The 19,358-nt window shown below is 73.0% G+C and carries 19 protein-coding genes and 2 pseudogenes; 14 read left to right on the top strand and 7 right to left on the bottom strand.

What is annotated here, in order from left to right; all coding sequences use genetic code 11:
- Positions 1-24: 24 nt before the first annotated feature.
- The 3 genes from ACIWVC_RS13200 to ACIWVC_RS13190 all read left to right on the top strand — a co-directional run bounded on the left by ACIWVC_RS13200 (position 25) and on the right by ACIWVC_RS13190 (position 2,361).
- A complete protein-coding gene (locus ACIWVC_RS13200) occupies positions 25-360 on the top strand; it encodes a hypothetical protein (protein ID WP_396447471.1) in 336 nt (111 codons plus the stop codon).
- 67 nt (positions 361-427) lie between these two features.
- Positions 428-1,300, top strand: a complete 873-nt coding sequence (locus tag ACIWVC_RS13195) for a crotonase/enoyl-CoA hydratase family protein (RefSeq protein WP_396447472.1) — start codon at positions 428-430, stop codon at positions 1,298-1,300.
- An 86-nt stretch (positions 1,301-1,386) separates the two neighbouring features.
- Positions 1,387-2,361 (top strand): polysaccharide deacetylase family protein, encoded by a 975-nt coding sequence (locus ACIWVC_RS13190; protein WP_396447473.1) that lies wholly within the window; start codon positions 1,387-1,389, stop codon positions 2,359-2,361.
- 14 nt (positions 2,362-2,375) lie between these two features.
- Here the strand turns inward: ACIWVC_RS13190 and ACIWVC_RS13185 are convergent, their stop codons facing one another.
- Entirely contained in the window at positions 2,376-2,645 is a 270-nt protein-coding gene (locus ACIWVC_RS13185) for a hypothetical protein (protein ID WP_396447474.1), read from the bottom strand.
- Between the two features lie 112 nt (positions 2,646-2,757).
- Here ACIWVC_RS13185 and fdxA point away from each other — a divergent pair, with 112 nt between their 5' ends.
- The 7 genes from fdxA to ACIWVC_RS13150 all read left to right on the top strand — a co-directional run bounded on the left by fdxA (position 2,758) and on the right by ACIWVC_RS13150 (position 8,171).
- Positions 2,758-3,084 (top strand): ferredoxin, encoded by a 327-nt coding sequence (gene fdxA / locus ACIWVC_RS13180; RefSeq protein WP_396447475.1) that lies wholly within the window; start codon positions 2,758-2,760, stop codon positions 3,082-3,084.
- A gap of 85 nt (positions 3,085-3,169) precedes the next feature.
- Positions 3,170-4,255, top strand: a complete 1,086-nt coding sequence (gene dapC / locus ACIWVC_RS13175; RefSeq protein ID WP_396447476.1) for a succinyldiaminopimelate transaminase — start codon at positions 3,170-3,172, stop codon at positions 4,253-4,255.
- Between the two features lie 268 nt (positions 4,256-4,523).
- The gene (locus tag ACIWVC_RS13170) at positions 4,524-5,138 is read left to right on the top strand and encodes a DUF4178 domain-containing protein (RefSeq protein WP_396447477.1); all 615 of its coding nucleotides are present in this window, start codon (positions 4,524-4,526) and stop codon (positions 5,136-5,138) included.
- Positions 5,125-5,640: a DUF2617 family protein gene (locus ACIWVC_RS13165; protein WP_396447478.1), complete on the top strand. Its 516-nt coding sequence runs from the start codon at positions 5,125-5,127 to the stop codon at positions 5,638-5,640. Before ACIWVC_RS13170 ends, ACIWVC_RS13165 begins: the two co-directional genes overlap by 14 nt.
- Positions 5,637-6,071: a DUF4247 domain-containing protein gene (locus ACIWVC_RS13160; protein ID WP_396447479.1), complete on the top strand. Its 435-nt coding sequence runs from the start codon at positions 5,637-5,639 to the stop codon at positions 6,069-6,071. Before ACIWVC_RS13165 ends, ACIWVC_RS13160 begins: the two co-directional genes overlap by 4 nt.
- A gap of 10 nt (positions 6,072-6,081) precedes the next feature.
- Positions 6,082-6,519 carry a DUF350 domain-containing protein gene (locus tag ACIWVC_RS13155; RefSeq protein WP_396447480.1) on the top strand — a complete coding sequence of 146 codons (438 nt, stop codon included), beginning with the start codon at positions 6,082-6,084 and terminating at the stop codon, positions 6,517-6,519.
- Positions 6,520-6,674: 155 nt separating this feature from the next.
- The gene (locus ACIWVC_RS13150; protein ID WP_396447481.1) at positions 6,675-8,171 is read left to right on the top strand and encodes a polyamine aminopropyltransferase; all 1,497 of its coding nucleotides are present in this window, start codon (positions 6,675-6,677) and stop codon (positions 8,169-8,171) included.
- On the opposite strand, the gene ACIWVC_RS13145 is transcribed toward ACIWVC_RS13150, so the two are convergent.
- Entirely contained in the window at positions 8,172-8,873 is a 702-nt protein-coding gene (locus ACIWVC_RS13145) for a MerR family transcriptional regulator (protein WP_396447482.1), read from the bottom strand. It lies immediately after the preceding gene.
- Between the two features lie 79 nt (positions 8,874-8,952).
- Here ACIWVC_RS13145 and ACIWVC_RS13140 point away from each other — a divergent pair, with 79 nt between their 5' ends.
- The 3 genes from ACIWVC_RS13140 to ACIWVC_RS13130 all read left to right on the top strand — a co-directional run bounded on the left by ACIWVC_RS13140 (position 8,953) and on the right by ACIWVC_RS13130 (position 13,229).
- A complete protein-coding gene (locus tag ACIWVC_RS13140) occupies positions 8,953-10,095 on the top strand; it encodes an acyl-CoA dehydrogenase family protein (RefSeq protein WP_396447483.1) in 1,143 nt (380 codons plus the stop codon).
- Between the two features lie 139 nt (positions 10,096-10,234).
- The gene (locus tag ACIWVC_RS13135) at positions 10,235-11,623 is read left to right on the top strand and encodes a pyridoxal phosphate-dependent decarboxylase family protein (protein WP_396447484.1); all 1,389 of its coding nucleotides are present in this window, start codon (positions 10,235-10,237) and stop codon (positions 11,621-11,623) included.
- Positions 11,624-11,642: 19 nt separating this feature from the next.
- Positions 11,643-13,229 (top strand): FGGY-family carbohydrate kinase, encoded by a 1,587-nt coding sequence (locus ACIWVC_RS13130; protein ID WP_396447485.1) that lies wholly within the window; start codon positions 11,643-11,645, stop codon positions 13,227-13,229.
- On the opposite strand, the gene ACIWVC_RS13125 is transcribed toward ACIWVC_RS13130, so the two are convergent.
- Positions 13,198-14,748, bottom strand: coding sequence for an acetolactate synthase large subunit (locus tag ACIWVC_RS13125; protein WP_396454172.1), 1,551 nt, complete (start codon positions 14,746-14,748; stop codon positions 13,198-13,200). The two genes, ACIWVC_RS13130 and ACIWVC_RS13125, sit on opposite strands and share 32 nt — an antisense overlap.
- Positions 14,749-14,763: 15 nt before the next feature.
- Positions 14,764-16,137, bottom strand: coding sequence for an FAD-binding oxidoreductase (locus ACIWVC_RS13120; protein WP_396447487.1), 1,374 nt, complete (start codon positions 16,135-16,137; stop codon positions 14,764-14,766).
- 256 nt (positions 16,138-16,393) lie between these two features.
- Here ACIWVC_RS13120 and ACIWVC_RS13115 point away from each other — a divergent pair.
- Positions 16,394-16,711, top strand: a pseudogene (locus ACIWVC_RS13115) (ATP-binding cassette domain-containing protein); the annotation flags it as partial.
- Between the two features lie 36 nt (positions 16,712-16,747).
- Here ACIWVC_RS13115 and ACIWVC_RS13110 read toward each other — a convergent pair.
- The 3 genes and pseudogenes from ACIWVC_RS13110 to cynS all read right to left on the bottom strand — a co-directional run.
- A pseudogene (locus ACIWVC_RS13110) lies at positions 16,748-16,870 on the bottom strand (response regulator transcription factor); the annotation flags it as partial.
- Between the two features lie 35 nt (positions 16,871-16,905).
- Positions 16,906-18,759: a molecular chaperone HtpG gene (gene htpG, locus ACIWVC_RS13105; RefSeq protein ID WP_396447488.1), complete on the bottom strand. Its 1,854-nt coding sequence runs from the start codon at positions 18,757-18,759 to the stop codon at positions 16,906-16,908.
- A 73-nt stretch (positions 18,760-18,832) separates the two neighbouring features.
- The gene (cynS, locus tag ACIWVC_RS13100) at positions 18,833-19,282 is read right to left on the bottom strand and encodes a cyanase (protein ID WP_396447489.1); all 450 of its coding nucleotides are present in this window, start codon (positions 19,280-19,282) and stop codon (positions 18,833-18,835) included.
- Positions 19,283-19,358: the final 76 nt, after the last annotated feature.

Below are 19,358 nucleotides of genomic sequence, written 5' to 3'. Positions count from 1 at the left end.
TCCAGCAGGGAGGCGGCGTTGGGAATGGCGGACGTCACGTCCGAGGTCCGGATCGTCGGCGCCGGGGGCCCGGACGGCCTGATCCTGCGCACCATCGGCCTCGCCGCGCGCGACCTGCCCGAACTACGCGCCGAGGGGCTGCCGCCGTATCTGGGGGACGGCTGGGCGCGCGTCCTCGGCGCCGTGGCGCGGCGCCTCGCCGCCACCGGCGAGCCGCCCGCCGAGCTCGCCCCCGGCGTCGAGATCGGCTACGCCGCCGCGGCGGACGGTGCGCTCGTCCCCGTGCCGCCGCCGGGCCGCGACCTCGCCGAGTGGCGCCGGGACGTCGTGCTCCGCCTCTTCCCCGAGGCCCGCGTCTGACTCCGCGAGGCCGCAGCTAAGGTCCGTTCTAGAATCGGGCTCTATCGAGCGTGAGAGGGGCCCGCGGGTGACGTACCAGGAGATCGAGTACGAGGTTCGCGACGGGATCGCCACCGTCACGCTGAACCGGCCGCACAAGATGAACGCCTACACGTTCACCATGCGCAACGAGATGCTCGACGCCTTCGACCGGATCGACGCCGACGACGACGTGCGCGCGGTCGTGGTGACCGGCGCGGGCCGGGCGTTCTGCGCGGGCGCCGACCTCAGCCGCGGCGGCGACGCCTTCGACAAGGAGAAGTCGAAGGACATGTACGCCGGCGAGGACGACGTCCTGGAGGACGGCACCCCGCGCGACGGCGGCGGCACGGTCGCGCTGCGCATCGCCCGCTGCCTCAAGCCCGTCATCGGCGCGTTCAACGGCGCCGCGGTCGGCGTCGGCGTCACCATGACCCTCCCGATGGACGTCCGGCTCGCCAGCGAGAAGGCCCGGTTCGGGTTCGTGTTCGCGCGCCGCGGCATCGTCACCGAGGCCGCGTCCAGCTGGTTCCTGCCGCGCCTCGTCGGAATCGCGCAGGCCATGGAGTGGGCGGCGACCGGGCGCGTGTTCGACGCGCAGGAGGCCCTCGCGGGCCGCCTCGTGTCCCGCGTCTACGCGCCGGACGAGCTGCTGCCCGCCGCCTACGCCCTCGCCCGCGAGATCGCCGGCGGCACCTCCGCGGTGTCGGTCGCCGCGATCCGCCGCCTCATGTGGTCGGGCCTGTCCGCCCCGTCCCCCTGGGACGCGCACATCGCCGACTCCCGCCTGATGGCGGCGCTCGGCGGCGCCGCCGACGCGATCGAGGGCGTGTCGTCCTTCCTGGAGAAGCGCGACGCCGCGTTCCCGATGCGCGTCAGCAAGGACCTCCCGCCCGAGGTGCCGGACTGGCCCGTCCGCTGACCGCTGTTCCCGCATCATCGCGCTGTGTGTCGCATCCGTGACGGAGGGTATGAGCGGCCCCGAAGCGACACGTTCGGGGGTGCGTGGTGCGGATCAGGAAAATCGCCATCATCGGGGCCGGGCTCCTGCTCGCCGCGGGATGCAGCCACTCGGGCAAGCGGCAGGCGCGGACGGCGGGGGAGCAGGCCGCCCTCGGGCGCGGGGCGCAGGCGAGCGAATCGCCTGCGCCGCCACCGCCGCGGAAGATCGACTGCGACCGGGTGAAGTGCGTCGCGCTGACGTTCGACGACGGCCCCGGCCCCTACACCGCGGGCCTGCTGGACACGCTGAAGAGGCGCGGCGTGCGCGCGACGTTCTTCATGCTCGGCGAGAACGTCGGCGCGCATCGCGACGTGGTGCGGCGGATGGCGCTGGAGGGTCATGAACTGGCGAATCACAGCTGGTCGCACCCCAGCCTGACCGGGCTGCCGTCCGCCGAGGTGCGGTCGCAGATCGAGCGGACGCAGAAGGCCGTCATGGAGGCGTCCGGCGGCGTGGAGCCGATGCTGATGCGCCCGCCCTACGGGGCGACGAACAAGCGCGTCGGGCGCGTCATCGGGATGCCGCTGATCCTGTGGAGCGTCGACACGCTCGACTGGCGGTACCGCGACGTGGCCCGCGACGTCAGGGTCGGCATCAAGGAGGCGAAGAGCGGCGGCATCATCCTGTTCCACGACATCCACAAGGCGAGCGTCGAGTCCATCCCGAAGGTGGTGGACGGCCTGAAGAAGCGCGGTTTCACGCTCGTCACCGTGTCGGAGCTGTTTCAGGGCCGCGAGCTCGAGCCGGGCGTGACCTACAGCGAGCGGACCGTGGAGGTGACGGCCGCTCCGCCGCCGTACGGGTCGCCCGCGGGCCCGGGAGCCCCGAGCGCGCCGGACGGCCCGCCGTCCGCGACGTCGCCGAGCCCGGCGCCGCCGAGTCCCGCCCCGCCGAGCCCCGCCCCGTCCGGCCCGGCCCCGTCCAGCGCCGCTCCCACCGGCCCCGCTGCCACCGGCCCCGAGCCGGCGGGCACGGGCTGAACCGGACGCCCGCGTCAGCCGTCCTCCGGCTCCTCTCGGCGGGGACGGCGGCGCGGCGGCGGCTGCGGCGGGACGACCTTCGCCGCGACCATGGTCTCCTCGGGCACTTCGACCAGCTCACCGGTGCGGCGGCGCACCGCGAGCGTTCCGCCGGACCACGATTCGAGCACGCCGACGACGTCGCTGTACTCTCCCGTTGGCAGACGGCGGCGCAGTGAGATCCGCTGACCCACGTCCGCGCCACTGATGGACACCACCAGCCGCGCGGCGAAGCGAGCGGACATTTGAGGACCCCCATGTCGAACCGACCGAGCCGTCGTGGCCATACTATTCACAGCGAGCTTGCGGCGACCCGTGACGTGCGGCGGGGCCGGATATCCGAGAGGAGTCACTGACGTGACCTACGTCATTGCGCAGCCCTGCGTGGACCTGCTCGACAAGGCATGCATCGAGGAGTGCCCGGTCGACTGCATCTACGAGGGCAAGCGCATGCTGTACATCCACCCGGACGAGTGCGTGGACTGCGGTGCGTGCGAGCCGGTGTGCCCTGTCGAGGCGATCTACTACGAGGACGACACGCCCGAGCAGTGGAAGGACTTCTACAAGGTCAACGTGGAGTTCTTCGACGACCTCGGCTCGCCGGGCGGCGCGTCCAAGGTCGGGAAGATCGACAAGGACCACCCGATCGTCGCCGCGCTGCCCCCGCAGAGCCACGACGACTGATCAGGGACGACGCACTCCGGGCCGCGGTCTCCCGAGTTCGGGACGGCCGCGGCCCGCGATTTCTCCAGAGTGAGGAGCAGGGCACGTGTTCACGCTGCCGGACTTTCCGTGGGATCGCCTCGCGCCCTACAAGGAGCGGGCGCTGGCGCACGCGGACGGCATCGTCGACCTGTCCGTCGGGACGCCCGTCGACCCGACGCCCGAGCCGGTCCGGGAGGCCCTCGCCGCCGCCGCCGACGCGCCCGGCTACCCGCAGACCTACGGGACGCCCGAACTGCGCGAGTCCGTCGCGGGCTGGCTGCGCCGCCGCGCCGGCGTGTCCGGCGCCGACCCGGACGCGGTGCTCCCCGTCATCGGCACCAAGGAGCTGGTCGCCTGGCTGCCGACGCTGCTCGGCGCCGGCCCCGGCGACAAGGTCGTCTTCCCCGAGCTGGCCTACCCGACCTACGACGTGGGCACCCGGCTGGCCGGCGCCTCGCCCGTCGCGACCGACGGGCTGCTGCGCCTCGGCCCGGTGAACCCCAAGATCGTGTGGGTGAACTCGCCGTCCAACCCGACCGGCAAGGTGCTGCCCGCCGAGCACCTGCGCAAGGTCGTCGCGTGGGCGCGCGGCCGCGGCGCGATCGTCGTGAGCGACGAGTGCTACCTGGAGTTCGGCTGGGACGAGGAGAACCCGCCGATCTCGATCCTGCACCCGGACGTGTGCGACGGCTCCCACGAGGGCCTCCTCGCGGTCAACTCCCTGTCCAAGCGCTCCAACATGGCCGGCTACCGCGCCGGGTTCGTCACCGGCGACCCCGCGCTCGTGCGGCGGCTGCTGGAGGTCCGCAAGCACGCCGGCATGATCGTCCCGGCGCCGGTGCAGGCCGCGATGACGGCGGCGTTCGCCGACGACGCGCACGTGGACGAGCAGCGCGCCCGGTACGCGCGCCGCCGCGCCGCGCTGCGGGCGGCGTTCGAGGGCCACGGCTTCCGCATCGACCACTCCGAGGCGTCCCTGTACCTGTGGGCCACACGGGACGAGCCGTGCTGGGACACCGTCGCCCACCTGGCGTCCCTCGGCATCCTCGTCGGCCCCGGCGAGTTCTACGGCCCGGCCGGCGCCCGGCACGTCAGGATCGCCTTCACCGCGACCGACGACCGCGTCGCCGCCGCCGTCGACCGCCTCTGACCCCCGCCTCCGACCCCGCCTCCGACCCCCGCCTCCGCCCCCCGACCTCGACCCCCCACTCGCCCCCGCCGCTGCTCCCGCACCTCGATCCCGCGCCCCGATCCCGCGGGCGTCGCGCCAGGTACCGGGCTTGCATCGGATCTCGGTTCTCCATATGAAACCTGCGGATCATTTGATACGTCTCATCGCGGTATGGGCCTGAGACGCCACAGTCGGTAGGATCCGCTGGTCTGTGCCCGGAGTTTTTGACGAAAAGATGGAGGTGCCCGTGGGCGGAGCGGCGATTGTGATCCTTCTCGCGCTGATCCTGGTCGCATTGGTCGTGCTCATCATCGTCCTGCTGCGACGCCGTTCGAGCGCCCCGGCACCCGCCCCCGCGGTCCCGCACGACCCGTTCGCCCCCGGGGACTCGGTGGCCGGCGACCCGCGGACGCTGAAGGCGGGCGACATGGTCGAGTACCTCGGCACCCGCTACTTCGTGCGGGGTTCGCTGCGCCTCAGGGAGGGCGGCTTCACCTGGAGCGAGCACCTCCTCGACGCCGACACCATCGAGGGCCAGAAGGTGTGGATCTCCGTCGAGGAGGACCCCGACCTGGAGGTCGTCTGGTGGACCGAGCACGACATCGGCGACCTCACCCCCGGTGAGAAGACGATCGTCGTGGACGGCGTCGAGTACCGCCGCGACGAGCACGGCACCGCCGACTACACCAGCGAGGGCACGACCGGCGTCGGCGTGCAGGGCCGGGTCGAGTACGTCGACTACGAGGGCCCGCGCGGCAGGTACCTGTCGTTCGAGCAGTACGGCGGCGGCCAGTGGGAGGCGGGCCTCGGCGAGCGCGTCCCCGCCGGATCGATGACGATCTACCCGGGTGGCGGTAGCTGAGTTGCGCGCCACGCTCGACACCCCCTACGCGGACGCGCGCGCGGACGGGCTCTCCTTCGCGCTCGGGCTGCCGCCGCTGGAGGCGCTCGCCGTCCTGCCGGTGGAACGCGCGGGCCTGAGCGTGGAGATGCGCCTGCTCGGCGCGTCCCACCAGGTCATCGCGGGGCCGCTGAGCGAGACGGTGGCGTGCCTGCCGGACCGCGCCGAGCCGCTGCCCGGCCGCGCCGCGACCAGCGTGCCCGGCTGGGCGTACGAGTTCGCCGCGACGACCGCCGCGCACAGCGACGGGACGGCGTTCGCCCGCGCCGTCGAGGCCGTGTGCGCGCGGCTCGCGGACCGCGGTGACGCGCTGACCGGGGCGTTCCCCGGATCGCCGCACGCCGTCACCGCCCTGGCCCTGGAAGAGACGCAGGAACCCGGGTTCGGCTGGCGGACCTGGCACGCCTACCCCCAGACCCGAGAGATCGTGATGACGCGGAGCCGGTTGGTGAGACCCTCATGAACAGCAGAAAGCGGGTGGCGGGCGCGGTGGCCGCCGCCGCCCTGACCACCGTGGCGCTCGGCGGCTGCGGGCAGTCGCCGTCGTCGTGGATCGGCGACAAGTACACCAGGGCGGGCGCGGACACCTACCGGTCCTCGAAGGCCCCGACGACCGTCGCCTCGGAGATCAGCCGCAAGTTCCGGCCGATCGACCGGGTGGACGACATGGCGACCAAGGGCGCCGCGGGCGGCATCTTCCTGCGCTACCCGAAGCTCGTCGTCGGCGTCCTGCCGGACGGCGCGGGCAGCCGGATCACCGTCGACAAGCCCCGCCGCGGCTACAACCGCTACTACTCCCACGTCGGCGGGCGCTGGGCCAGTCCCGGCAGCAATGGATGGACGAGCAGCGGCGCCGCGTCATTCCGGGGCGGCGGCCCAGGGTCGGGCAAATGAGGAGCGATAGATGAACGACATCCTTAACGAGGTCGGCGCGACGTTCGCCTACGGCGCGGTCGGCATCGCGCTGATGGCACTCGGATACCTGGTGGTGGAGGTGACGACGCCCGGCCGGCTCGGCAAGCAGATCTGGACCGAGGGCAACCGCGGCGCCGCGCTGCTGCTCGCGGCCAAGCTGTTCGGCATCGGCGGCATCGTCTTCACGGCGATCGTCACCAGCGACAACGACCTCAGCGACGGGCTGATCGACACCGCGGTGTTCGGCGGGTGCGGCATCGTGCTGATGATCATCGCGTTCCTGCTGCTGGACGTGGTCACGCCGGGCAAGCTCGGCGCGACGCTCGTCGACGCGGACGGCGGCGGCAAGGCCATCCACCCCGCCGGCTGGGTCGTCGCCGCGGCCGACCTCGGCGTCGCCGCGATCGTGGCCGGGGCGGTCTCCTGACGTCCCGCGACCTGGACCGGGCCGTCGACCGGGCCGTCGACCGGGCCGTCGACCGGGCCGGCCGCCCGCCCTCCCCGGAGCCGTCCGAGCGGACGGACGGTCCGGGGAGGCCGCGCGTCCCCGCCCGCCTCGCCCGCACGCTCATCCTCGCCGCCGTGTTCACGTGCGCGGCGTGCGGGCTGGTGTACGAGCTGGCGCTGGTCGCGCTCGGCAGCTACCTCGTGGGCAACTCCGTCACGCAGGCGTCGATCGTCCTGTCGGTGATGGTGTTCGCGATGGGCGTCGGGTCGCTCGCCGCGAAGCCGCTGCAGGGCCGCGCGGTCGTGGCGTTCGCGGTCGTGGAGGGCGCGCTCGCGCTGATCGGCGGCGTGTCGGTCCTCGCGCTGTACGCGGCGTTCGCGTGGCTCGACCTGTACGTCCCGGCGCTGGTGGTGGTGTCGTTCGCGGTGGGCGCGCTGATCGGCGCGGAGATCCCGCTGCTGATGACGCTGCTGCAGCGGATCAGGAAGCAGGACGCGGGGTCCGCCGTCGCCGACCTGTTCGCCGCCGACTACGTGGGCGCGCTGGTCGGCGGGCTCGCGTTCCCGTTCCTGCTGCTGCCGGCGTTCGGGCACATCAAGGGCGCGCTGCTCGTCGGCGTCCTGAACGCGGTCGCCGGGATGGCGGTCGTGCTGTGGCTGTTCCGCCGCGAGGTCGGGCGGATCGCGCGGGCCGCGCTGGCGCTCGGCATGGTGGCCGTCCTCGCCGTCCTCGGCGGGACGTACGCGCTGGCCGACGGCTTCGAGGTGTCGGCGCGGCAGGCGCTCTACACCGACCCGATCGCGGTCTCCGAGCGCACGAAGTACCAGGAGATCGTGATCACCCGGCAGGTCGGGCTCGGGCCGTCCGACCTGCGCCTGTTCCTCAACGGCGACCTGCAGTTCTCCTCGGTGGACGAGTACCGGTACCACGAGTCGCTCGTCCACCCGCTGATGGCGGGGCCGCACGGCCGGGTGCTGATCCTCGGCGGCGGGGACGGGCTGGCGCTGCGCGAGGTGCTGCGCTACAAGGACGTCCGCAGCGCGACGCTGGTCGAGCTCGACCCGGAGATGCTGCGCCTGGCCCGCACCTACGGGCCGATCGTGTCGCTCAACCACCGCTCGTTCGAGGACCCGCGCGTGCGGACGGTCGCCGCCGACGCGTTCTCGTGGCTGCGCACCCTGCACGAGCAGTTCGACGCGGTGATCGTCGACATGCCGGACCCGGACGACGTGTCCACGGCCAAGCTGTACTCGGTCGAGTTCTACGGCATGGTGAAGCGCGCCCTCGCGCCCGGAGGCCGGATGGTCGTCCAGTCGGGGTCGCCGTACTTCGCGCCGAAGTCGTTCTGGAGCATCGAGAAGTCGATCGCCGCCGCCGGTTTCGCGGTGACCCCCTACCACGTGGACGTGCCGAGCTTCGGCGACTGGGGGTTCGTCCTGGCGTCCCCGGGGAAGCGGGCCCCCGCGCTGAGGCTGTCGCCCGAGGTGCCCGACCTGCGGTTCCTCGACGCCGCGGTGCTGCAGGCCTCGACGGTGTTCCCCAAGGACCGCCGCAGCAGGGACGTCGAGGTCAACACGCTCGTCCACCCGCGCCTCGTCGAGTACGAGGGCCAGGAGTGGAAGAACGCCTGATCAGTCGGGCACCGACCGGCGGATGGCCTTGTCGACGGCCCGCTGGAACGACGTCACCAGCGACTGGATCATCAGCGGCTTGAGCTTCCCGGCCATCTCCATGAGCCGCTCCCGCTCCCGCGGCGACCGCCCGCCCTCCCGGTAGGGGCGGACGACGGTGTCCTGGAAGACCTGCTGGAGCTCGGCGGCCAGCGCGGTCGTGTGCCGGTCGACGGCCTCGTACGAGGCGACCAGCGTGTCCAGCGGCATCGGCAGCTCGGCCAGCTCGGCGCTGACGCCGAGCAGCGCGGGGCTGACGACCCGGACGGCGTCCGCCGACACCCGCTCGACGACGCCGAGGGCCTCCAGCCTCCGGATCGTCTCGTCGTCGAGGTGCCGCCCGGCCCGGCGGTCGAGCTCGTGCCGGTCGAGGTCCTCCGGCCGCTCCGGCGCCCACGGCGACAGCAGCGCCCGCTGGAGCGCGAGGTCTTCGGCGGGCGCGTCCAGGGGGATCTTCTTCAGGTGCTTCTCGATGGAGGCGAGCGTGAGCCCGAGCGACTGGAGCTCCCGGACGAGTTCGAGCCGCGCGAGGTGGTCGGGGCCGTACAGGCCGGTGCGCCCGCGCAGCCTGGGGGGCGGCAGCAGACCGCGCCCGGCGTAGAACCGCACGGTCCGGACGGTGACCCCGGCGCGCGAGGCCAGCTCGTCGACGGTGAGCTCCATCCCCGCCTCCCTCTATGTGACAGCGTCGGTGTTACATTAACCGAGTATCAGCACTCACTTACTTGAGGGAGACCGCCGGATGGGACGGGACATCTACACCGACGAGCACCACGCCTTCCGCGACATGGTGCGCTCCTTCATCGAGAAGGAGGCCGCGCCCCACCACGAGCAGTGGGAGAAGGACGGGATCGTCTCGCGTGAGGTGTGGCTGGCGGCCGGCCGCGCGGGCCTGCTCGGGATCGACATGCCGGAGGAGTACGGGGGCGGCGGCAACTCCGACTACCGCTACTACGTGATCCTCAACGAGGAGCTGGCGAAGGCCGGCATCCACGGCCCCGGTTTCGCCGTCCACAACGACATCAACGGCGGCTACCTGCGCCAGCTCTGCACCGAGGAGCAGAAGCGGCGCTGGCTCCCCGGCTACTGCTCCGGCGAGATCATCACCGCGATCGCGATGACCGAGCCCGCGGCGGGCTCCGACCTGCAGGGCATCAAGACCACCGCGGTCAAGGACGGCGACGACTACGTCCTGAACGGCTCGAAGACGTTCATCTCCAACGGCATCCTCGCCGACCTCGTCATCGTCGTCGCGAAGACCGACCCGTCCGCCGGCGCGAAGGGCGTCAGCCTCCTCGTCGTCGAGCGCGGCATGGAGGGCTTCGAACGCGGCCGCAACCTCGACAAGGTCGGCATGCACGCCCAGGACACCGCCGAGCTGTTCTTCGACAACGTCCGCGTCCCGAAGGCGAACCTCCTCGGCGAGGAGGGCATGGGCTTCATCTACCTGATGACGAACCTCGCCCGCGAGCGCCTGTCCATCGGCGCCACCGCGATGGCCGCCGCCGAGGACGCGTTCGAGCGGACCCTCGACTACTGCAAGACCCGCGAGGCGTTCGGCCGCCCCATCGGCAAGTTCCAGCACAACCGCTTCACGCTCGCGGAGATGAAGACGGAGCTGACCGTCGCGCGCTCCTTCACCGACGAGTGCATCGTCAAGGAGAGCGAGGGCGAGCTCACCCCCGACGAGGCCGCCATGCTCAAGTGGTGGAACACCGAGCTGCTCAAGCGGGTCGTCGACCGCTGCGTCCAGCTCCACGGCGGCTACGGCTACATGACCGAGTACCCGATCGCCAAGGCGTACCAGGACGTCCGCATCCAGACGATCTTCGGCGGCACCACGGAGATCATGAAGGAGATCATCGGCCGCGGCCTCGGCGTCTGAGCCGCGGTCCCTCCGGCCGGGCCGAACGGCACCGGCCGGGGGGACGAAAGCCCCTACCTCCCCGCCGCCGCCCCGTCGACGATCAAGGGCACGGCGCGCCCGTGACGGGGCGGGCGCGCGGCACGGAGGACGGGCGCACATGACGGACTACCCCTACGCCGACCGGTTCGAGGTCCACGAGCGGCTCCCCGAGGAGGGGCGGCCCCAGGAGGAGATCCTCGCCGAGCTGCGCGAGATGGCGGCCGCGGAGGACGCCTTCTGGGAGACCGGCAAGGCGTCCGGGACGGTCTACTGCGGCGACCACCGGCACTACGCCTTCATGACCGAGGCGTACGGGCTGTTCGGGCACGCGAACGTCCTGCAGCGGGACATGTTCCCCAGCGCGACGAAGTTCGAGGGCGAGATCCTCGCCATGGCCCTCGACCTCATGCACGCCGGCGCCGTCACCGGCACGACCCCGGCCGGGATCGTCACGACCGGCGGCACCGGCAGCATCCTGCACGCGATGCTCGCCTACCGGGACGCCGCCGGCCGGGAACGCCCCAACATCGTGAAGCCGGAGACGGCGCACCCCGCGTTCGACAAGGCGGGCCACCTGTTCGGCATCGAGGTGCGGCAGGCGCCGGTCGACCCGAACACGACGCTGGTCGACACCGGCGCCGTCGCCGACCTCATCGACGCGGACACGGTCGCGCTGATCGGCTCGGCCGGCAACTACGGCTACGGGACGATCGACCCCGTCGCGGAGCTGTCCGAACTGGCCCTGTCGTGCGGCATCGGCCTCCACGTGGACGCCTGCCTCGGCGGGTTCATCCTCCCGTTCGGCGAGGAGCTGGGCCTGGACGTCCCCGTGTTCGACTTCCGGCTGCCGGGCGTCACCAGCATCTCCGCCGACACCCACAAGTACGGGTACGGGCTGAAGGGCACCTCTACGCTGCTGTTCCGCGACAGCGCGCTGCGCAACGCGCTGTACTTCCTCAACACCGGGTGGAGCGGCGGCAAGTACCTGTCGCCGGGCATCGAGGGCTCCCGGTCGGGCGGGCTGCTCGCCGCCACCTGGGCCGGGATGGTCCGGCTCGGACGCGCCGGATACCGGCGCCACGCCGCGCAGATCTTCGAGACGGCCCACCGGATGATCGGCGCGGTGCGGTCGCATCCGGAGCTGCGGGTGCTGGGCGAGCCGACGTTCCTGTTCAGCTTCACCTCCGACGAGTTCGACGTCTACCACGTGTACGACTTCATGGCGGGACGCGGCTGGCGGCTGAACGGGCAGCAGTACCCGAACGCCGTCCACATGGCGGTGACCCGGCCGCAGACCCGGCCGGGCGTCGCCGAGGCGTTCGCGGCGGACCTCGCCGACGCCGTCCCGTACGCCGCGGAACGGCACGCGGCGGGGGAGGCGCCGATGTCGGGCGCGGTGTACGGGGGCGTGCCGGGCGGGCTCACCGACGAGGCCGACGACTTCATCCGCCAGGTCATGGCCGGGATGCTCGACACCCAGCAGTCCCTGCCGCCCGCCGCCCGCTGACCGGCCGGAGCCCCCGACCATGGCCGCGCCGCAGGAGCGCTACGTCCTCACCGTCGACCTCGGCTCCACCGGGCTGAAGGTCGGCCTGGTCTCCCTCACCGGGGAGATCGCCCGCTGCGAGTTCGCCCTCGTCACCACGTCCCGGCCGGGCGGCGGCGCGTCCACGCAGGACGCGGAGGAGTGGTGGCGGCTCGTCGGCGCCGCCTCCCGGCGGGTCACCGGATCGGTCCGCCCCGAGCAGCTCGTCGCCGCGTCGTGCACCGGTCAGTGGGCCAGCACCGTCCCGGTGGACGCCGCCGGGCGCCCCGTCGGCGACTGCCTGCTGTACGACGACACGCGCGGCGCGCCCTACTCCCGCGCCCTGATCGCGGGGCCGGTCGCCGGGTTCGCGCCGCGCAACGCGCTCGCCTGGGTGCGCAGGACGGGCGGCGCGCCGTCGCCCTCCGGCGCCGACCCGATCGGGCACCTGCTGTTCCTGCGGCACGGGATGCCGGACGTGCACGCGGCGGCGCGCTGGTTCCTCGAACCGGTCGACTACCTGACGATGCGGATGACCGGGGTCGCCGCCGCCACGCACGCCTCGATGACGGCGGCGTGGCTGACCGACAACCGCCGCCCGGACGTCCTCGCCTACGACGCCGGCCTCGTCCGGCGCGCCGGGATCGACGCCGCGAAGCTGCCGCCGCTGGTCCCGGCCGGGTCGGTGGTGGGCGGCGTCTCCGCCCGCGCCGCCGGCGAGCTGGGGGTGCCGGCGGGGCTGCCGGTGGTCACCGGCCTGCCCGACCTGCACGCCGCGGTGTGCGGCACGGGGCCGCTGGACGACTTCCGCGCGCACCTGGCGATCAGCACCACGTCCTGGATCGGGCTGTCGGTGCCGTTCAAGAAGACCGACGTCCTGCGGTCGATCGCCAGCGTGCCGGGCCTGCGGGACGGCTCCTACATCGTCGCGAACAACCACGAGACCGGCGGCCGGTGCCTGCAATGGCTGCACGAGGCCGTGCTGGGCGCGCCCGCCACCGGCGACTCCGACTACGCGCGGCTGGCCGCCCGCGCCGCCGCCGCGCCGCCCGGCAGCAACGGCGTGATCTTCACCCCCTGGCTCGACGGCGAGCGGTCCCCGGTGGACGACCGCGACGCCCGCGCCGGCTTCCACGGCCTGTCCCTCACCACGACGCAGGACGACCTCGTCCGCGCCGTGATGGAGGGCGTCGCCTACAACAACCGGTGGCTGCACGAGGCGGTCGAGCGGTTCGCCGGCCGCCGCCTCGACCCGGTCAGGCTCATCGGCGGCGGCGCCCGCTCGGACCTGTGGTGCCGGATCCACGCGGACGTGCTCGGCCGCACCGTCGAGCGGGTCGCCGACCCGATCAACGCGACGCTGCGCGGCCAGGCCGTCTTCGCCGCGCTGTCGCTCGGCGCCGTCCGCCCCGAGGACGTCCGGATCCGCGTGGACGGCGTCTTCCGCCCCGACGCCGCGGCCGGGGCGGAGTACGCGCGCCTCTACCGGGAGTTCCCCGGCCTGTACCGCAGGCAGCGGCGCATGTTCCGCCGCCTCGCGCGCGGCCGCGCGCCCGTCAGCCGAGCGGCGGCACGACAGCCTCGATGAGGTGCGGGCCCGGCTCGGCGAGCGCCTTGCCGAACTGGGCCGCGAACTCCTCGGCCGTGGTCGCGCGCGACGCCGGGACGCCCATCCCGGACGCCAGCGCGACGAAGTCGAGGGCCGGGCGCGACAGGTCGACCATGTCCCGCGCGACCGTTCCCTGCTCGGGCGGCGCCGGGACGGCGCCGACCCGCGTCGTCTCCATCGACAGGATCGCGTAGGAGCCGTTGTTGAACACGACGGTGGTGACGTCGAGCCCTTCCCGGGCCTGCGTCCACAGCGCGGAGATCGTGTACATGGCGCTGCCGTCCGCCTCCAGGCAGACGACCGGGCGGTCCGGGCAGGCGATCGCCGCGCCGGTCGCGACCGGCAGGCCCTGGCCGATCGCGCCGCCGGTCAGCGACAGCCAGTCGTGCGGCGGCGCGCCGGCGGTGGCGCCGGGCAGCCACAGCCCGGACGTGTTCGCCTCGTCCGACACGATCGCGCCCTCGGGCAGCAGCGCGCCGATGACGGCGGCGGCGCTCTCCCCGGTGAGCGCCCCGGACGGGACGTCCGGCCGCGCCGCCACCTGCAGCGGCGGGGCCGCCTCCTTGGCGACCGCGTCGGCGAGCCGGGCCAGCGCACCGGTCGCGTCCGCGCCGAGGTCGTGCACCTGGCAGCCGTCCGGGACGAGGTCGCCGGGGAGGCCGGGGTAGGCGAAGAACGTCACCGGGCGGCGCGCGCCCGCCAGGATGATGTGCCGGGCGCCGTCCAGCTGCGCCGACGCCATCTCGCCCAGGTACGCGAGCCGCTCGACCGCCGGGACTCCGGCGCCGCGCTCCAGCCGGGCCGGGAACGTCTCGCACAGCAGCCGCGCGCCGGTCGCCGCCGCGATCCGCCCGGCGGCCTCCAGCCCCTCGCGCCGGGTCGCGTCCCCGCCGACCAGCACGACGCACGGCTCACCGCCGGTCAGCGCGGCGGCGGCCGGCTCCAGCGCGCCGTCGGCGGCCGGCTCGGGCGGGGGAGCGGGCAGCGCCGCCGCGACTTCGCCGCCGTCCGACCAGGCGGCGTCGGACGGCACGATCAGCGTGGCGACGCCTCCGGCGAGGGCCGCCGTGACGGCCTCCGCCGCGGCGGGGCCGGCGTCCGCCGCGGTCTCCGGCCGCCGCATCCACGCCGACACCGTCCCGGCCACCGCCGCGATGTCGGACTGCAGCGGCGCGTCGAACCGCCGGTGGCCGGTGGCGTGGTCGCCGATCACCGTGATCACCGGGGTGCGCCCGCGCCGCGCGTTGTGCAGGTTGGCGAGCCCGTTCCCGAGCCCCGGCCCGAGGTGCAGCAGGACGGCCGCGGGCTTGGGCGCCATCCGCCCGTACCCGTCGGCCGCGCCGGTCGCGACCCCCTCGAACAGGCACAGCACGCCCCTCGCGCGCGGCTCGTCGTCCAGCGCCGCCACCAGGTGCAGCTCGGACGTGCCCGGATTCGCGAACCACACCCCGACGCCGGCGTCCGCCAGCGTGCGCACCATGGCCTGCGCGCCGTTCATCCGCATCTCCTCGTCTCAGCCGAACAGAACGCCCGGATTGAGTATCCCGTCCGGGTCGAAGGATCTCTTGATCCGCCGCATCAGCTCCACTTTCGCCGGATCCTCCAGGGCGAGAAAGTGGCGGATCTTCTCCCGCCCGATGCCGTGCTCCCCGCTGATCGTCCCACCCAGCTCGACGGCGGCGGCGAGGAGCTCGTCCATCAGCTCGGCCAGCGCGCCGGCGTCCGGCTGGAACACCGACAGGTGCACGTTGCCGTCGCCGGCGTGGCCGCAGCCGCCGATCAGCGCGCCGTGCCGGCCGGCGATCTCCGGGACGGCGGCGAAGAAGCGGGACAGCGCGGTGCGCGGCACGACGGCGTCCACGATCGCGTTCGCGCCGGAGGCCCGCGCCGCCCAGAACGCGCCCTCCCGGGCCGTGATCAGCTTCCGCAGGGGGTCGCCCTGCAGGACGTACACGTCGGCGGCGCCCAGGTCGGCCAGCTGCTCGCCGAGCACCTGGACGTCCTCGTCCAGCCTGTCCGCCGAGCGGTTCTCCAGCACGACGAGCAGGTAGGCGCCGGCGGCGTCGCGGACCTCCTGCGGCACGCCGAGGTCGAGCCCGGCGTTCTGCGTGATGGCCGCCATGGCGAGGACGTCCACGTACTCCAGCACGAGCGGGTCGAGGCCGCCGCCCGTCAGCCGGGGCACGGCCGCCGTCACCGCGTCCGTGCCGGGGAACGGCGCCAGCACCCCCGCGGTGTGCGGGAGCCGGGGTCGCAGCCGCAGCGTCACCTCCGTGACCAGCGCGAGCGTGCCCTCCGACCCCACGATGAGCTGCGTCAGGTCGTAGCCGGTGGACGTCTTCACATACCGGCCGCCCGTCCGGATCACCTCCCCGGTCGGGAGCACCGCCTCCAGCCCGAGCACGTGGTGGCGGGTCACGCCCTCCTTCACCGCGTGCATGCCGCCCGCGTTCGTCGCGACCGTCCCGCCGATGCTCGCGCCGCCCTCGCCGGGGAAGACCGGGTAGACGAGCCCCTTCGCGGCGGTCGCCTGGTCGAGTTCCGCGAGCGTGACGCCCGGCTGCACCACCGCCACCTGGCCGTCCGCGTCGATCTCCAGGATCCGGTTCATCCGCTCGAACGACACGACGAGCCCGCCGGGACGCGGCACCGCCGCGCCGGACAGGCCCGTCCCCGACCCGCGCGCCGTCACCGGCGTCCCGTGCTCGGCGGCGACCCGCAGCACCGCCGCGACCTGCCCGGCGTCGGCGGGCCGCACCACCGCGTCCGGCCGCACCCCGGCGACGCCGAGCGACTCGTCGCCCGCGTAGTCCGGGGGGACCGCGTCGCCCGACAGCACGTGCTCCCCGCCGACGATCTCCGCCAGCGCCGTCCGGACATCCGCCATGGCTTCCCCTCCCAGGTGCCCCGTCCGGCAAGTCTGGTGCCGCCGCCCACCGGCGGCGGCGTGACCTCCGGCCCCAGTCCTCGGGACGAAGGTCCCGGCGCTCACCTCGCGGAAACCCGGCGGCTGCCAGGTTGGCGGCGTGAACGCACCTGAGGACAAGGTCGTACGGCTCGGCTCCGTACGCAAGACATTCGGCGACGTCACCGCGCTGGACGGGGTGAGCCTGGAGATCCGCGCGGGGGAGGCCGTCGCGGTGATGGGCCCCTCCGGCAGCGGGAAGTCGACGCTGCTCAACATGGTCGCCGGCCTGGACCGCCCGGCGTCCGGGACGGTCGAGGTGGACGGCGAGGACGTGACCGCCATGGGCGAGGCGGCGCTGGCCCGGTTCCGGCGCCGCCGTATCGGCATGGTCTTCCAGTTAGTTAACCTGCTCGACGATCTGCCCGCGCTGGAGAACGTGGCGCTGGCCGGTCGGCTGGCCGGCCTCCCCGCGCGGAAGGCGCGGGCGCTGGAGCTGCTGGACGGGCTCGGCGTCGCCGCCCGCCGCGACGCCTACCCGGCGGTGCTGAGCGGCGGCGAGCGGCAGCGGGTCGGGGTGGCGCGGGCGCTGATGAACCGCCCCGCGCTGCTGCTCGCCGTCGTAGGCGACGTCCGCCGCCATCGCCCGCTTCCGCAGCCCTTCGGCCACCAGATCGGCGAGGAACCGCTCGTCCTCGGCCACGAGTATCCGCATCGTCCCATTGCCGCAGACCCGCGATAAGGCGGCGGTCAACGCCCCTCCGCCAGCGAGACGAGGAGGCCGTTGAGCCGGGAGACGAACGCGCCGGGCTCCTCGATCCGGGCGCCGCTGGTGAGCACCGCCTGGTCGAACAGGACGTGCGCCCAGTCGCCGAGGCGCGGGTCGTCCTGCCGGCCGTTGAGCCGCTCGACCAGCGGATGGCGCGGGTTGATCTCCAGGACCGGCTGGTTCGGCAGCCCCGAGCCCCGCATGCGCTGCGCGAGGGAGAACTCGGTCTCCGCCTCGTTCGCGACGATGCAGGCGGGCGACGTGGTGAGGCGGCTGGTCACGCGCACGTCGAACGCCCGGCCGTCCAGGTGCTCCTTGAGCTTGCCGACGAGGTCGGCGTAGTCGGCGTCGGCCTGCTCGGCGGCCTCCTTGTCGGCCGCGTCCTCCATGTCGCCGAAGTCGGGCGCGCCCTGGGCGACCGACTGGAGCCGCTTGTCCTCGAACCGCGGCAGTGCGGTCACGACGAAGTTGTCAACGGCGTCGTCCAGCAGGAGGACCTCGATGTCCTTCTCGCGGAACGCCTCCAGGTGCGGGCTGGACGCGGCGTCCGACAGGCCGGGCGCGAGCAGGTAGTAGATCTTGTCCTGCCCCTCCTTCATGCGGGACACGTAGTCGCTGAGCGAGACGTCGTCGTGCTTGGTGGAGGTGAACCGCAGGAGCCGCGCGATGTCGTCCCGGTGGGCGGGGTCGTCCGGGATGCCCTCCTTCAGGGTGGCGCCGAACTCCTTCCAGAAGGTCGCGTACTTCTCGGGCTCGCCCTCGGCCATGTCCTTGAGCAGCTTGAGGACCCGCTTGATCGCGCTCGACCGGATGTGCTCCATGGCCTGGCCGCCCTGCAGGATCTCGCGGGAGACGTTCAGCGGCAGGTCGGCGGAGTCGATGATCCCGCGGACGAACCGCAGGTAGCGGGGCATCAGCCGGTCGGTGTCCTCCAGGACGAAGACGCGCTGCACGTGGAGCCGCACGCCCTGCAGCGACTGCGGCAGCCACAGGTCGAACGGCGCCTGCGACGGGACGAACAGCAGCAGCGTGTACTCGTACCGCCCCTCCACCTTCGCGTGGACGTAGGCGAGCGGGTCGGAGAAGTCGTTGGTGAGCTGCCGGTAGAAGTCCTTGTAGTCCTGCTCCTTCAGCTCGCTCTTCGGACGCGCCCACAGGGCCGTGGCCTGGTTGACCGGGGTCTCGTCGCCGCCCAGCAGGATCGGCCGCCCGATGTGGTCGGAGTACCGCTTGATGACCGTCCGCAGCCGGTACTCGTTCAGGAACTCGTCCTCGCCGTCACGCAGATGCAGGACGATCGTCGTCCCGCGCTCCTCGCGCTCGACGGTCTCCACCGTGTACTCGCCCTTGCCCTCGGACGTCCAGCGCACGCCCTGGTCCGCCGGCAGCCCCGCGCGCCGCGTCGTCAGCGTCACCCGGTCGGCGACGATGAACGCGGAGTAGAAACCGACGCCGAACTGCCCGATCAGCGCCGTGTCGCCGCGCTTGTCGCCGCTCATCGCGCGCAGGAACTCGGCGGTGCCCGACCGGGCGATCGTGCCGATGTTCTCGATCACCTCCGCCCGGCTCATGCCGATGCCGTTGTCGGCGATGGTGATCGTGCGGGCGTCCTTGTCGAAATCGACCCGGATCCGCGGCTCGTCGTCCGGCTCCTTCCCGGTCGACTCCGGCTCGGCGAAGCGCTCGATCCGGAACCGGTCGATCGCATCGGACGAATTGGAGATCAGCTCGCGCAGGAATATCTCCTTGTTGCTGTAGAGCGAATTGGCCATGAGATCGAGGATCTGGGCCGCTTCGGCCTGAAAGCTGAAGGTCTCCTCCGCCGGCAGAGTCACCGTGCCCCTCCTGGTCATACCGTTCGGACGACCCATCAGAATAGCGCCCCGGCCATTCACCCCGCCCCGATCGTCACCACTTGTAGTCGAGGAACTTGCCGTCGAAGGTGACGACGACTCGGTCGCCTTCGGGGTCCTCGCGGCGGGAGAGGTCGACGCGGAAGTTGATCGCGCTCATGATGCCGTCGCCGAACTCCTCGTGGATCAGCTCTTTGAGGGCCGGCCCGTAAACGGAGAGCGCTTCGACGAACCGGTAGATCGTGGGGTCGCTCATCACCGCCGGGTCGGTTCCGCGGACCGGCTGGAGCATCAGGCTCTCCGCGACCGCGTCGTCCAGTTCGAGGAGGCGGCAGACCGCCCGCGCCTGCTCCTCGCTCAGCGGATGCCGGCCGAGCAGCGCCGCGGTCGCCCACACGACCGGCGCGCCGATCTCGTCGGCGATCCGCGCCCAGGACAGGCCGCGCCTCGTTTTCGCGGCGGTCACCAGTGCGGCGGCCTCGGGCTTGCTCATGATGGGTTTCACGTCGGGCTCCTTCAGCTAGGCGGACGCCACAAGCCTTACCGGCAGGACGGCCCCGGCGGGCGCCCGACATCAACTC

It is taken from the genome of Actinomadura sp. (assembly GCF_044508335.1).
In the GTDB taxonomy this organism is placed as follows: domain Bacteria; phylum Actinomycetota; class Actinomycetes; order Streptosporangiales; family Streptosporangiaceae; genus Spirillospora.
Note: the sequence above shows the minus strand (reverse complement) of the source record. Positions and strands in the feature narration are given on the sequence as shown.

What these genes read in the sequence shown, in the direction of transcription:
- ACIWVC_RS13200 (WP_396447471.1), top strand. Translation starts at nt 25, where the DNA reads ATGGCGGACGTCACGTCCGAGGTCCGGATCGTCGGCGCCGGGGGCCCG.
- ACIWVC_RS13185 (WP_396447474.1), bottom strand. Translation starts at nt 2,645, where the DNA reads ATGTCCGCTCGCTTCGCCGCGCGGCTGGTGGTGTCCATCAGTGGCGCG.
- ACIWVC_RS13160 (WP_396447479.1), top strand. Translation starts at nt 5,637, where the DNA reads ATGAACAGCAGAAAGCGGGTGGCGGGCGCGGTGGCCGCCGCCGCCCTG.
- ACIWVC_RS13155 (WP_396447480.1), top strand. Translation starts at nt 6,082, where the DNA reads ATGAACGACATCCTTAACGAGGTCGGCGCGACGTTCGCCTACGGCGCG.
- ACIWVC_RS13145 (WP_396447482.1), bottom strand. Translation starts at nt 8,873, where the DNA reads ATGGAGCTCACCGTCGACGAGCTGGCCTCGCGCGCCGGGGTCACCGTC.
- ACIWVC_RS13140 (WP_396447483.1), top strand. Translation starts at nt 8,953, where the DNA reads ATGGGACGGGACATCTACACCGACGAGCACCACGCCTTCCGCGACATG.
- ACIWVC_RS13135 (WP_396447484.1), top strand. Translation starts at nt 10,235, where the DNA reads ATGACGGACTACCCCTACGCCGACCGGTTCGAGGTCCACGAGCGGCTC.
- ACIWVC_RS13130 (WP_396447485.1), top strand. Translation starts at nt 11,643, where the DNA reads ATGGCCGCGCCGCAGGAGCGCTACGTCCTCACCGTCGACCTCGGCTCC.
- ACIWVC_RS13125 (WP_396454172.1), bottom strand. Translation starts at nt 14,748, where the DNA reads ATGAACGGCGCGCAGGCCATGGTGCGCACGCTGGCGGACGCCGGCGTC.
- ACIWVC_RS13120 (WP_396447487.1), bottom strand. Translation starts at nt 16,137, where the DNA reads ATGGCGGATGTCCGGACGGCGCTGGCGGAGATCGTCGGCGGGGAGCAC.